Annotated in this window: 10 protein-coding genes; 5 read left to right on the forward strand and 5 right to left on the reverse strand. The window is 61.2% G+C overall.

Annotated features, from left to right (window positions below):
- Nucleotides 1–272 precede the first annotated feature (272 nt).
- The gene (emhR, locus tag AB4N47_RS16785; RefSeq protein WP_341638649.1) at nucleotides 273–905 is read right to left on the reverse strand and encodes an efflux system transcriptional repressor EmhR; all 633 of its coding nucleotides are present in this window, start codon (nucleotides 903–905) and stop codon (nucleotides 273–275) included.
- Nucleotides 906–1,171: 266 nt separating this feature from the next.
- On the opposite strand from emhR, the gene emhA reads away from it, so the two are divergent.
- The 5 genes from emhA (at nucleotide 1,172) to AB4N47_RS16810 (ending at nucleotide 9,690) form a co-directional block, all read left to right on the forward strand.
- Nucleotides 1,172–2,329: an efflux RND transporter periplasmic adaptor subunit EmhA gene (gene emhA / locus AB4N47_RS16790; RefSeq protein WP_016771331.1), complete on the forward strand. Its 1,158-nt coding sequence runs from the start codon at nucleotides 1,172–1,174 to the stop codon at nucleotides 2,327–2,329.
- Nucleotides 2,330–2,332: 3 nt separating this feature from the next.
- The gene (gene emhB, locus AB4N47_RS16795) at nucleotides 2,333–5,497 is read left to right on the forward strand and encodes an efflux RND transporter permease subunit EmhB (RefSeq protein WP_039762672.1); all 3,165 of its coding nucleotides are present in this window, start codon (nucleotides 2,333–2,335) and stop codon (nucleotides 5,495–5,497) included.
- A complete protein-coding gene (gene emhC, locus AB4N47_RS16800; protein ID WP_460154287.1) occupies nucleotides 5,494–6,954 on the forward strand; it encodes an efflux RND transporter outer membrane subunit EmhC in 1,461 nt (486 codons plus the stop codon). The genes emhB and emhC overlap by 4 nt, the downstream gene beginning before the upstream one ends.
- A 377-nt stretch (nucleotides 6,955–7,331) precedes the next feature.
- Complete coding sequence (locus tag AB4N47_RS16805; RefSeq protein WP_341638648.1) at nucleotides 7,332–8,591, forward strand: OprD family porin; 1,260 nt, start codon at nucleotides 7,332–7,334, stop codon at nucleotides 8,589–8,591.
- 292 nt (nucleotides 8,592–8,883) lie between these two features.
- Nucleotides 8,884–9,690 (forward strand): methyltransferase domain-containing protein, encoded by an 807-nt coding sequence (locus AB4N47_RS16810; protein WP_341638647.1) that lies wholly within the window; start codon nucleotides 8,884–8,886, stop codon nucleotides 9,688–9,690.
- A 104-nt stretch (nucleotides 9,691–9,794) separates the two neighbouring features.
- Here AB4N47_RS16810 and pcaC read toward each other — a convergent pair whose 3' ends face one another.
- From pcaC to AB4N47_RS16830, 4 genes are read right to left on the reverse strand one after another with little or no spacing between them, the layout of a single operon-like run.
- The gene (pcaC, locus tag AB4N47_RS16815; RefSeq protein ID WP_024011942.1) at nucleotides 9,795–10,187 is read right to left on the reverse strand and encodes a 4-carboxymuconolactone decarboxylase; all 393 of its coding nucleotides are present in this window, start codon (nucleotides 10,185–10,187) and stop codon (nucleotides 9,795–9,797) included.
- A 10-nt stretch (nucleotides 10,188–10,197) separates the two neighbouring features.
- Nucleotides 10,198–10,989 (reverse strand): 3-oxoadipate enol-lactonase, encoded by a 792-nt coding sequence (gene pcaD / locus AB4N47_RS16820; RefSeq protein ID WP_341638646.1) that lies wholly within the window; start codon nucleotides 10,987–10,989, stop codon nucleotides 10,198–10,200.
- A gap of 11 nt (nucleotides 10,990–11,000) precedes the next feature.
- Entirely contained in the window at nucleotides 11,001–12,365 is a 1,365-nt protein-coding gene (locus tag AB4N47_RS16825) for a 3-carboxy-cis,cis-muconate cycloisomerase (protein ID WP_460154288.1), read from the reverse strand.
- Between the two features lie 45 nt (nucleotides 12,366–12,410).
- Nucleotides 12,411–13,706 (reverse strand): MFS family transporter, encoded by a 1,296-nt coding sequence (locus AB4N47_RS16830; protein WP_341638644.1) that lies wholly within the window; start codon nucleotides 13,704–13,706, stop codon nucleotides 12,411–12,413.
- Nucleotides 13,707–13,906: the final 200 nt, after the last annotated feature.

The raw sequence follows: 13,906 nt of genomic DNA on the forward strand, positions 1-13,906 counted from the left end.
CCCGCCATTGGGGAGAGGGAGCCGATTTGCAGATCCTTCAGAACCCGAGTTCGGCGGGATATTTCAGGTCAGCGTCACTCGAAAGATCAGCTCGGTCGGTCCCCTCTCCCTATGGGAGAGGGCTAGGGTGAGGGAAACGCGGCAAAACACGGATTCACAAGAGCTACACAATTTCCCTACAAAATCTGCGACTCGCTACGTTTAAACTCCCCGCCGCGATGATCAGCCATGGCGGCTGATTGACATCCTGCCGGGCAATTGCGCATTTTGTTTCATTTGCGCAGGCTTGGGCTCAGGCGCAGCATGTCCAGCCCGGTGTCGACCCAGCGTTCAGCCTCGGCGTGCAGTTCGAAGCTGTCCGGGGCCAGCAGCCAGCCGTACAGCAGGCCGTCGATGTAGGCATGAATGCTGATCGCCGCGCGGACAGTGTCGAGATCTTCCGGCAACTGGCCGCGATTCACCGCATTACGCAAGGTCAGGCCGATGCGCAGATTGCAATCGAGACTGGCCGTCCGGCGCTGCTGGCGCAGATCGCACATTTCATCGGTGAATTCGCACTTATGAAACAGAATTTCGTTGATGCGCCGGGTTTTCGGGTCCAGTGCAACTTGATGAAACAAATGAATCAGCAACTGCCGCATGCAGCCCAGCGGGTCAGGTTCGTCCTCGCTTTCGCTGGCCTTGGCCAGTTCATCCAGCGGTTCGTGCAGGCTGTCGAGCATGGCCTGGACCAGGTCGGCCTTGTTGCTGAAATGCCAGTAGATGGCGCCGCGCGTCACGCCGGCGAGGGTCGCGATGTCCGCCAGGGTGGTGCGGGCAACCCCCCTTTCATAGAAGGCTTTCTCGGCCGCTTCCAGGATCTGGCTGCGGGTTTCCTGAGCTTCCTCTTTGGTACGACGGACCATGGCAGTAAAACCTCAAACAGGATGTTTCAGGGATGGCTGAATATCCGCTGAATAAAGAGGGGGCGATCTCTCGTGAATCGGCTCCCCGGCGTACAATTTCAAACCTTGCGACGACTTTTGTATCGGGGTGGGTACGCGGCGCAGGTGTTTACAAACAACCATGAACGTAAGTATATTACTTAGCAAGCTACTTATCCACCCGGTGCCCGATTTTTACTCTTTCACACTTCTTGTGCGCTTCTTGCGCGCCTGACCCGAGGATCTTCATGCAATTCAAGCCAGCTGTTACCGCTCTGGTCACTGCCGTCGCCCTGGCATCGCTGCTCAGCGGATGTAAAAAGGAAGAAGCGGCCCCAGCCGCTCCGCCTCCTCAGGTCGGCGTCGTCACCCTGCAACCACAAGCCTTTACCCTGACCTCGGAGCTTCCGGGCCGCACCAGTGCGTTCCGCATCGCGGAAGTTCGCCCGCAGGTCAACGGCATCATCCTCAAGCGCCTGTTCAAGGAAGGTGCCGACGTCAAAGCCGGCCAGCAGCTGTATCAGATCGATCCGTCGGTCTATGAAGCTACGCTGAAAAGCGCCGAAGCCGAGCTGCGTTCGACCAAGTCGATTTCCGACCGCTACAAGCAACTGGTCGACGAACAAGCGGTGAGCCGTCAGGAATACGACACCGCACTGGCCAACCGCCTGCAATCGGAAGCATCGTTGCAGAGCGCGCAGATCAACGTGCGCTACACCAAGGTCTACGCGCCGATTTCCGGCCGTATCGGCCGCTCTTCGGTCACCGAAGGCGCACTGGTCAGCAATGGTCAGGCCGATGCGATGGCAGTGATTCAGCAGCTCGATCCGATCTACGTCGATGTGACCCAATCGTCGGTGGAACTGCTGGAACTGCGCCGCGAACTGGAAAGCGGCCGTCTGCAGAAGGCTGGCGACAACGCCGCTGCGGTCAAGCTGACCCTGGAAGACGGCAGCCAGTACAAGCTCGACGGCAAGCTGGAATTCTCCGAAGTCTCGGTTGACCAGACCACCGGCTCGGTAACCCTGCGCGCAGTGTTCCCCAACCCCGATCACACCCTGCTGCCAGGCATGTTCGTTCACGCCCAGCTGCAAGCCGGCGTCAACAGCGCAGCGATCCTCGCGCCGCAACAAGGCGTGACCCGCGACCTCAAAGGCACCCCGACCGCACTGGTCGTCGGCGCCGACAACAAGGTCGAGCTGCGTCAGCTCAAGGCCAGCCGCACTGTCGGCAGCCAGTGGCTGATCGAAGACGGCCTGAAAGCCGGCGATCGTCTGATCACCGAAGGGCTGCAGTACGTCAAACCGGGCGTCGAGGTCAAAGCGACCGAGGCGACTAACGTCGGCACCAAGAACCCGGCCCCCGCACAGGCAGCTGACAAAGCCGCCGGCGGCAAAGGGGAGTAACCCATGTCAAAATTCTTCATCGACCGTCCGATTTTCGCCTGGGTAATCGCCCTGGTGATCATGCTGGTCGGGGCACTTTCGATCCTGAAATTGCCGATCAACCAATACCCGAGCATTGCGCCACCGGCCATTGCGATTCAGGTGACCTACCCAGGCGCGTCCGCACAAACCGTGCAGGACACCGTGGTGCAGGTCATCGAGCAACAGCTCAACGGTATCGACAACCTGCGTTATGTGTCGTCGGAAAGTAACTCCGACGGCAGCATGACCATCACCGCGACCTTCGAGCAAGGCACCAACTCCGACACCGCGCAGGTCCAGGTTCAGAACAAGCTGAACCTGGCTACCCCGCTGCTGCCGCAGGAAGTGCAGCAACAGGGTATCCGCGTGACCAAGGCAGTGAAGAACTTCCTGCTGGTGATCGGCGTGGTGTCGCGTGACGGCAGCATGACCAAGGACGATCTGTCCAACTACATCGTGTCGAACATGCAGGACCCGATCTCGCGGACCGCCGGTGTCGGTGACTTCCAGGTCTTCGGTGCGCAGTATGCGATGCGTATCTGGCTCGACCCGGCCAAGTTGAACAACTTCAACCTGACCCCGGTCGACGTGAAGAACGCCATTGCTGCGCAGAACGTTCAGGTGTCGTCCGGTCAGCTCGGTGGCTTGCCTGCCGTGCAGGGCCAGCAACTGAACGCGACGATCATCGGCAAGACCCGTCTGCAGACCGCCGAGCAGTTCAAGGAAATCCTGCTCAAGGTCAACAAGGACGGTTCGCAGGTTCGCCTCAAAGACGTGGCTGAAGTCGGCCTCGGCGGCGAGAACTACGCGATCAGTGCCCAGTTCAACGGCAGCCCGGCGTCCGGTCTGGCGGTGAAACTGGCCAACGGCGCCAACGCCCTCGACACGGCCAAAGCGCTGCGCAACACCATCGACAGCCTCAAGCCGTTCTTCCCGCAAGGCATGGAAGTGGTGTTCCCGTACGACACCACTCCGGTGGTGACCGAGTCGATCAAAGGCGTGGTGCACACCCTGGTCGAAGCGATCGCGCTGGTGTTCCTGGTGATGTTCCTGTTCCTGCAGAACTTCCGCGCCACCGTCATCACCACGATGACTGTGCCAGTGGTACTGCTCGGTACATTCGGCATCCTCGCCGCCGCCGGTTTCAGCATCAACACCCTGACCATGTTCGGCATGGTGCTGGCCATCGGTCTGCTGGTGGACGACGCCATCGTCGTGGTGGAAAACGTCGAGCGGGTGATGAGCGAAGAAGGCTTGTCACCGAAGGAAGCGACGAAGAAGTCCATGGGCCAGATCCAGGGCGCACTGGTCGGTATCGCCCTCGTGCTCTCGGCGGTACTGCTGCCGATGGCGTTCTTCAGCGGCTCCACCGGTGTGATCTACAAGCAGTTCTCGATCACCATCGTGTCGGCCATGGCCCTGTCGGTACTGGTTGCCCTGATCTTCACCCCGGCGCTGTGCGCGACCATGCTCAAGCCGATTCCGAAAGGCGAGCACGGTACCCCGAAGAAAGGTTTCTTCGGCTGGTTCAACCGCAACTTCGACCGTGGCGTGCGCAGCTACGAGCGCGGCGTCGGCAACATGCTGACCCGCAAGGCGCCGTATCTGCTGGCGTATCTGCTGATCGTCGTGGGCATGATCTGGCTGTTCACCCGCATCCCGACCGCGTTCCTCCCGGAAGAAGACCAGGGCGTTCTGTTCGCTCAGGTGCAGACCCCGGCCGGTTCCAGTGCCCAGCGCACGCAGGTGGTGGTGGATGAAATGCGTGAGTACCTGCTGCGTCCGAACAAGGACGGCGGTGAGGCGGACGCGGTGGCTTCGGTGTTTACCGTGACCGGCTTCAATTTCGCCGGCCGTGGCCAGAGCTCGGGTATGGCGTTCATCATGCTCAAGCCGTGGGGCGAACGTAACGCCGACAACAGCGTGTTCAACCTCGCTGCGCGTGCCCAGCAACACTTCTTCAGCTTCCGCGACGCGATGGTGTTTGCCTTCGCCCCGCCAGCGGTTCTGGAATTGGGTAACGCCACCGGTTTCGACGTGTTCCTGCAAGACCGCGCCGGTATCGGTCACGAAAAACTGATGGAAGCGCGTAACCAGTTCCTCGGCATGGCGGCGCAAAGCAAGGTGCTGACCCAGGTGCGTCCGAACGGCCTGAACGATGAGCCGCAGTTCCAACTGGAAATCGATGACGAGAAGGCCAGTGCCCTCGGCATCACCATCAGCGACATCAACAACACTCTGTCGATCGCGCTGGGCAGTAGCTACGTCAACGACTTCATCGACCGTGGTCGGGTGAAGAAGGTATATGTGCAGGGCCAACCGGACTCGCGCATGAGCCCCGAAGACCTGAAGAAGTGGTACGTGCGTAACGCCGAAGGCACCATGGTTCCGTTCTCGGCGTTCGCCAAGGGTGAGTGGGTCTACGGTTCGCCGAAACTGGCGCGTTACAACGGTGTGGAAGCGGTCGAAGTCCTCGGGGCTCCGGCGCCGGGCTACTCCACCGGTGAAGCGATGGCTGAAGTCGAAGCGATTGCCAAGAAGCTGCCGTCCGGTGTCGGTATCTCCTGGACCGGTCTGTCCTACGAGGAACGTCTGTCCGGCTCGCAAGCGCCAGCGCTGTACGCCCTGTCGCTGCTGATGGTGTTCCTGTGTCTGGCGGCGCTGTATGAAAGCTGGTCGATTCCGATCGCGGTCATGCTCGTGGTACCACTGGGGATCATCGGTGCACTGATGGCCACCAGCCTGCGCGGTCTGTCCAACGACGTGTACTTCCAGGTGGGCTTGTTGACGACCATCGGTCTGGCGGCTAAAAACGCCATTCTGATCGTCGAATTCGCCAAGGAACTGCATGAACAGGGACGCACCCTGCGCGAGGCGGCAATCGAAGCCTGCCGCATGCGTCTGCGCCCGATCATCATGACCTCGCTGGCCTTCGTTCTCGGTGTTGTGCCGCTGGCGATCTCCACCGGCGCCGGTTCAGGCAGTCAGCACGCGATCGGTACCGGCGTGATTGGCGGTATGCTCACGGCCACGATCCTGGCGATCTTCTGGGTTCCACTGTTCTTCGTTACTGTGTCGTCCATCGGTCAGCGCAAAAAGACCGACGCGGATGAGACTACTGAAACTCCTAAAGAGGCTGGCCAATGAGCAAGTCGCTACTCTCCATCGCAGTCGCCGCCTTCGTGCTGAGCGGTTGCTCGCTGATACCTGACTATCAGCAGCCTGAGGCTCCGGTCGCAGGCCAGTACCCGCAGGGGCCGGCATATTCGCCGGCCCAGGCTCCGGCGCAAGCCGCTGCCGAACAGGGCTGGAAGCAGTTTTTCCATGACCCTGCCCTGCAACAGCTGATCCAGGTCGCCCTGGAAAACAACCGCGACCTGCGTGTCGCGGCGCTGAACATCGACGCTTACGCGGCGCAGTACCGCATCCAGCGCGCCGACCTGTTCCCGGCAGTGTCGGCCAATGCCGCCGGCAGCCGCCAGCGTCTGCCGGGCCGTGCCTCGCAGACCGGCGAGTCGATGATCAGCAGTTCTTATTCCGCCACCGTAGGCGTCAGCGCCTACGAACTCGACCTGTTCGGTCGGGTGCGCAGCCTGAGCGAGCAAGCGCTGCAACAGTACTTCGCTACTGAAGAAGCACGCCGCAGTACGCAGATCAGTCTGGTCGCCAACGTCGCCAATGCCTACCTGACCTGGCAGGCGGACAAGGAACTGCTCAAGCTGACGCAGGACACCCTCGGTGCCTTCGAAGAAAGCTACAAGCTGACCAGCCGCAGCAACGAAGTCGGTGTGGCTTCGGCGCTGGATCTGGCGCAGTCGCGCACTTCCGTGGAAAACGCCCGGGCACAATTGGCGCGCTATACCCGCCAGGTCGCGCAGGACGAAAACAGCCTGACCCTGCTGCTCGGCACCGGTATTCCGGCCAACCTGCAAACGGCCAAACCGCTGTCTGATGATCTGCTCAGCGATGTGCCGGCCGGTCTGCCTTCGGACCTGCTGCAACGTCGTCCGGACATCCTCCAGGCCGAGTACAACCTGAAGGCGGCCAACGCCAACATCGGCGCGGCGCGTGCAGCGTTCTTCCCGAGCATCAGCCTGACCGCCAACGCGGGCAGCCTGAGCCCGGATCTGTCCGGCCTGTTCAAGGGCGGTTCGGGGACGTGGCTGTTCCAGCCGCAGATCAACCTGCCGATCTTCAACGCCGGCAGCCTGCGCGCCAGCCTCGACTACGCCAAGATCCAGAAGGACATTGGCGTGGCGAACTACGAGAAGTCCATTCAAACGGCCTTCCAGGAAGTCGCCGACGGCCTCGCCGCTCGCCAGACCTACACCGAGCAGTTGCAAGCGCAGCGTGACTTCGTTCAGGCCAACCAGGATTACTATCGCCTGGCCGAACGTCGCTACCGCATCGGCGTCGACAGCAACCTGACCTTCCTCGATGCCCAGCGTCAGTTGTTCAGCGCGCAACAAGCGCTGATCACCGACCGCCTCGCGCAGCTGACCAGTGCGGTCAACCTGTACAAGGCACTGGGCGGTGGCTGGAATGCGCAGACCGCGCAGAACGAAGCGCTGAAAGAAGAAGCGCCGAAGATGAAGCTGTTCTGATCATCATCGGCTGAATACAAGGAGCCCACCGATTGGTGGGCTTTTTGTTGCCTGATAATCAAAAGATCGCAGCCTTCGGCAGCTCCTACATTTGAAATGCGTTGCCCTGTAGGAGCTGCCGAAGGCTGCGATCTTTTGATCTTCAATGCTGTTCGATAATCGCCCAAAACCCGCTTTTCCCAATTGAATCCAAACATCCGCCCCCCGCACCATTCGCTCCACAAAACCAATAACAACAGGTTCGACACCATGCTCCCGCGCCCTGCCCCGTCCGGCTGATTGCCATCGTTTCACCCCTGAATACTTTCCAAGTCTGCACCCGAAAACCGGCCGCAGCGCACCCGTTCGCCCTAAAAAAACAACAGAGACCCGAGCCCATGACAACCTCCCCTGCGCCTTACGCAATTCCCGGCCTGATCGCCCTGGCCCTGGCGGGCGCCGCCCTCCCCGTCGCGGCGCAAGAAGCCGGCTTCATCGAAGGCGCCAAGGTCAACCTCAACCTGCGCAACTTCTATATCAACCGCAACTTCACCAACCCGACCAAAACCCAGGGCAAGGCTGAAGAATGGACGCAGAGTTTCATTCTCGACGCCAAATCCGGCTTTACCCAAGGCACCGTCGGTTTCGGCATGGACGTACTCGGGCTGTATTCGATCAAGCTCGATGGCGGTAAAGGCACGGGCGGTACGCAGTTGTTGCCGCTGGACCATGACGGGCGCCCGGCGGACAACTTCGGCCGCACCAACGTCGCATTCAAGGCCAAGCTTTCGCAGACCGAAGTCAAGGTCGGTGAGTGGATGCCGGTGCTGCCGATCCTGCGTTCGGACGACGGTCGTTCGCTGCCGCAGACCTTCCGTGGCGGCCAGATCACCTCGAAGGAAATCGCCGGCCTGACCCTCTATGGCGGCCAGTTCCGCGCCAACAGCCCGCGCGACGACAGCAGCATGAGCGACATGTCGATGACCGGCAAAGCCGCGTTCACCTCTGATCGTTTCAACTTCCAGGGCGGCGAATACCTGTTCAACGACAAGCGCACGCAGATCGGCCTGTGGAACGCGCAGCTCAAGGACATCTACAGCCAGCAGTACCTCAACGTGCTGCACAGTCAGGCGCTCGGCGACTGGACGCTGGGCGCCAACCTCGGCTTTTTCTACGGCAAGGAAGATGGCAGCGCGCGTGCCGGCGATCTGGACAACAAGACCTGGTACGGGATGTTTTCGGCCAAGTACGGCGGCAGCACGTTCTACCTCGGCCTGCAGAAACTGACCGGCGACAGCGCGTGGATGCGGGTCAACGGCACCAGTGGCGGCACGCTGGCCAACGACAGCTACAACGCCAGTTATGACAACGCTCAGGAACGCTCCTGGCAGCTGCGCCACGACTACAACTTCGCCGCCATGGGCATCCCCGGCCTGACCCTGATGAACCGCTACATCAGCGGCGACAACGTGCACACCGGGACGATCACCGACGGCAAGGAATGGGGTCGCGAATCGGAACTCGGTTACACGGTGCAGAGCGGCACGTTGAAGGATCTGAACGTCAGATGGCGCAACTCGACCATGCGCCGCGACTTCAGCAACAACGAGTTCGATGAGAATCGTTTGATTGTCAGCTACCCGATCAGCCTTCTCTAACCACACATGCCCCACTGTGGGAGCGAGCCTGCTCGCGAAAGCGCTGCTTCAGTCGACATCTCTGTCGAATATGAAATGGCCTTCGCGAGCAGGCTCGCTCCCGCATTTGATTCCCATCACAGATGCATGCCATTGGTCAGGCCATGTAGCGCTTTTGCGGGCGACAGTTACAGTGAGCAAACCTGAAGGACTCAGGTGCGCCACCCCTTCACGCTTCCGTTTCGTAGTCGGTCTCCAGCTATGCACCAGGTTGTCATCGGAAGACACCATTTGATCACCGGAGGATCACCTCATGATCACGCGCCGCACCACCGCACCCGATTGGGACGCCAAGGCGTACCAACAGTTTTCCCGTCTCAGACAACGTCCGGTCAACGAATTGCTCGACCGTATCGAACTGCAAAATCCCCAACGCATTTACGATCTGGGCTGCGGCACCGGCATCGCTACGCAGTTGCTGGCCAAGCGTTGGCCGCGTGCGCGATTGCAGGGCATCGACAGCTCGGCGCAGATGCTCGACGAGGCCCGAGGCCTGCCGATCAAGGCCTTGTGGAAACAATCTGATCTGCTGGACTGGCAGCCTGAGCAACCGGCGGATCTGTTGTTCGCCGCCGCTGTGCTGCATTTTCTCGATGACCACGAAACCTTGCTGCCGCGCCTGCTCGGCTATTTGAATCCTGGCGGCTGCCTCGCAGCGCACATGCCGGATTGGCGCGATGCGTTGTGGTATCAGTTGATGCTGCAAACGTTGGAGGACGCCGGCCCCGGGGGCGCACCATTGGGCACGCCGGAACTGCGCCGGCGCATGGCTGCGCGGCCGCTACTGACGCTGGAGGACTATTACCGTCTGCTCGCGCCAATGACCGCGTCGCTGGACATTTGGGAGACCGAACAACTGCAAGTGGTCGACGGCAAATCGCCGGTGTATGACTGGATCAAGGTCTCGGCGTTAAGGCCAGTCATGCAGGCGCTGGATTCAGCGCAGCAGGCGCGATTCATCTATCACTACCTGATGCGAGTGCAGGCGCATTATCCGCAGGAGGCGGATGGGCATACGTTGTTTGCATTCAAGCGAATATTTATTGTCGCCAGGGTTTGATTCGTTACGGCCGCTACCGCTTTCGCGAGCAGGCTCGCTCCCACAGGGATATGCATTCCAATGTGGGAGCGAGCCTGCTCGCGAAGGCGATGGCTCAGGCAACATCAATCGCGGGATTCGACTCCTAGCTCATCCCACACCGATTCCGCCAGATGAAACGTCGCATTCGCCGCCGGAATTCCGCAGTAGATCGCGCTCTGCATGATCACTTCCTTGATCTCGCCGCGGCTGACGCCGTTGTTGGCCGCCGCGCGCAGGTGCAGTTTCAGTTCGCCCTCGCGGTTCATACCGATCAGCATGGCGATGGTGATCAGGCTACGGGTATGGCGGGGCAGGCCCGGGCGGGTCCAGATGTCGCCCCAGGCGTGGCGGGTGATCATCTCCTGGAATTCCGAGTTGAACTCGGTCAGCGTGGTCAGGCTGCGATCGACGTGGGCATCGCCCAGCACCGCGCGGCGTACTTGCATGCCTTCGTCGTAACGTTGTTTCTCGTCCACAAAATCTTCCTCACTGAGCCTGCAGAAACGCCAGCACCCGATCACTGAAATCAGCGCCGGCCTGCACGTTGGACAGATGCGCCGCATAGAACTCGGCGTACTCGGCGCCGCGCACATGGTCGCGAATGAAGTGCCCGCCGGACGGCGGCGTCACCGCATCTTCGCTGCCGGCAATCACCAGCAATGGCACATTGATCGAAGCCAGCTCTTCACGGAAATCGGCATCGCGCACGGCCGCGCAGTTGGCCGCATAGCCTTGGGGATTGGTCGCGGCGAGCATGTCGGTAATCTTCTTCGCCGCCTCGGGATGCGCCGCCGAAAAGTCCGGGGTAAACCAGCGCGCAATCGAGGCATCACGCAGTGCGACCATCGCCGCCGGGCCGTCGCGCAGTACGGTTTCGATGCGCGGATTCCACACCGACGGATCGCCGATCTTCGCTGCCGTGTTGCAGACGATCAGTTTGTGCAAGCGATGTCCGGCGTTGATGCCCAGCCACTGACCGATCAGCCCGCCCATCGACAGTCCGCAGAAATGCGCGCGCTCGATGTGCAGCGCATCGAGCAGACCGAGCACGTCACGACCGAGTTGTTCGATGCTGTACGGCCCTTCGGTAACCAACGATTGCCCATGGCCGCGCGTGTCGAAACGCAGCACGCGGAAATGCTCGGTGAACGCCGGCATTTGCGCATCCCACATGTGCAGGTCGGTGCCCAGCGAGTTGGACAGCACCAGCACCGGCGCAGCGTCCGGGCCCTCAATTTGATAGTGCAGTTCGCCATCGGCGAGTTGAACGAAAGCCACAGCCCTCTCCTTCAGACAGTCAAAGCGTTGTGTTCGGCCACCGCGCGCTCGACCCAGACTTGCGCCTGGCCAAGGTAATGCGCGGGGTTCAGAAGATCATCGAGTTCATCGCCACTGAGTTCGGCAGTGACTTGCGGCTCATCAGCGAGCACCGCACGCAGATGGCGTTGCTCGGCCACCGCGCGTTTGCAGCATTGCTCGAGCAGATGATGCGCGGTGTCGCGGCCGACGCGTTGGGCGAGGACGATGCTCACTGCTTCGGCCAGCACCAGGCCTTGGGTCAATTCGAGGTTGCGGGCCATGCGCGCCGCGTCGACTTCCAGACCGTCGGCCAGCAAGCGCGCCTGTTGCAGCGCACCGGACACCAGGCAGCAGATCTCCGGCAGGGTTTCCCATTCGGCGTGCCACAAACCGAGGCTGCGTTCGTGCTCCTGCGGCATCGCGCTGAACAGCGTCGACACCAGCCCCGGCACCCGCGTGGCCGCGCCGATCAGCACCGCCGCGCCGACCGGATTGCGTTTGTGCGGCATGGTCGACGAACCACCCTTGCCCGGTGCCGCAGGCTCGAATACTTCCGCTGCTTCGGTCTGCATCAACAGGCTGATGTCGCGGCCGAATTTGCCGAGGCTCCCGGCGATCAGGCCAAGCACCGCGCCGAATTCGACGATGCGATCACGCTGGGTGTGCCACGGTTGCTCGGGCAGGGTCAGTTGCAGCTCTTCGGCCAAGGCCTCAGCGATCGGCAACGCCTGTGCCCCCAGCGCCGCGAGGGTGCCGGAGGCGCCACCAAATTGCAGCACCAGCAGACGCGGTTTCAGCTCCTGTAGACGCTGACGGCTGCGCGTGACGGCGCCCAGCCATCCAGCGATTTTCATACCGAGGGTCACTGGCGTGGCATGTTGCAGCCAGGTGCGCCCGGCCAGTGGCGTGGTAGCGAAACGTTGTGCCTGAGCTGCGAGCGAGTCGGCCAGTTGCGCCAGTTGGTCTTCGATCAGCACCAGCGCCTGGCGCAATTGCAGGACCAGCCCGGAATCCATCACGTCCTGACTGGTCGCGCCCAGATGCACATAGCGCTCGGCTTCGGCATCGCTCGAGGCGATCTGCTTGCCCAAGGCCTTGACCAGTGGGATCGCCGAATTACCGGCCGTGGCAATCGCCTCGCCCAGCGCTGCGAAGTCATACAGACTGGCGTCGCACGCTGCGGCAATCGGCGCCACAGCGGATGAAGGAATCAGCCCGACCCGCGCCTCGGCCCGGGCCAGCGCCGCTTCGAAATCGAGCATCGCCTGCATCCGGCCCTGATCGCAGAACACTTCGCGCATATCGCGGGCGGTGAAGTAGGCATCGAACAATTGATTGCCCGGTCGCTGAGTCATAAACAGTCCTTGCCGGCGCGGGCCTTGCAGCCCGCGCACATGGGTTTACAGATCGTGGTGCAGATACTTCGCCTGCTTGGGCAGACGCAGACTGAACAGGAAAGCCACCGCCATCATCGCCGTGACGTACCAGTAGAAGGCGTTTTCCATGCCGCCGGCCTTGAGGCTCAGGGCAACGAATTCCGCCGAACCGCCGAAGATTGCATTGGCCACCGCGTAAGCCAGGCCGACACCGAGGGCACGCACTTCCGGCGGGAACATCTCGGCTTTCACCAGGCCGCTGATCGAGGTGTAGAAACTGACGATCGCCAGCGCCACGGTGATCAGCACAAAGGCGAGGAACGGGCTGCTGACGCTTTTCAGGCTGAGCAGAATCGGCACGGTGAACAGCGTACCGAGCGCGCCGAACCAGAGCATCGAGTTACGTCGGCCGATCTTGTCGGCAAGCATGCCGAACAGCGGCTGCATGCACATATACAGGAACAGCGCGCCGGTCATGATGTAGCTGGCGGTCTTGGCGTGCATGCCGGCGGTGTTCACCAGATATTTCTGCATGTAGGTGGTGAAGGTGTAGAAAATCAGCGAGCCGCCAGCGGTGTAACCGAGCACGGTGATGAACGCCGCTTTGTGATCGCGAAACAGTGCGGCGATGCTGCCGGCGTCTTTGTGCGCACGGGTTTCCTTATTGGTGGTTTCCTTCAGCGAACGACGCAGGAACAGCGAAATCAGCGCCGCCACCGCACCGACCACGAACGGAATCCGCCAGCCATAAGCACGCAGGTCTTCTTCGGTGAGGAACTGTTGCAGCACGACCACCAGCGATACCGCCAGCAGTTGCCCGCCAATCAGCGTCACGTACTGGAACGAGGCGAAAAAACCGCGCTGGCCCTTGAGCGCGACTTCGCTCATGTAGGTCGCGGTGGTGCCGTACTCGCCGCCGACCGACAAGCCTTGCAGCAAACGCGCGAACAGCAACAGCACCGGCGCCCAGACGCCGATGTCCTTGTAGGTCGGCAGGCAGGCGATCAGCAACGAGCCGAAGCACATCATCAGAATCGAGATGAGCATCGAGTTCTTGCGCCCGTGCTTGTCAGCGACCCGGCCGAAGATCCAGCCACCAATCGGCCGCATCAGGAACCCGGCAGCGAACACGCCAGCGGTGTTGACCAGTTGCACAGTCGGGTTATCGGAGGGGAAAAACGCCGGGGCGAAATAGATCGCGCAGAAGGCGTAGACGTAGAAGTCGAACCATTCGACGAGGTTGCCGGACGAAGCGCCGACGATGGCGAAGATACGCTTGCTGCGCTCTTCGCCGGTGTAGTGGGAGGTGGTGGTTGTCATTGTTTTTCACTCGATAGGGACAGTCACAGTCTAGACATACTTTGCAACAGTCCCGTTCCGCATCGGATCATCACCCACGTCTGGATCAGCCTTTGTGGCGAGGGGATTTATCCCCGCTCGAGTGCGAAGCACTCGCAAATCAGATACACGCGGTTCATCTGAATACCGCGCCGACTGGTTTTTGGGGCTGCTTCGCAGCC

It is taken from the genome of Pseudomonas sp. S3_G06 (genome assembly GCF_054667565.1).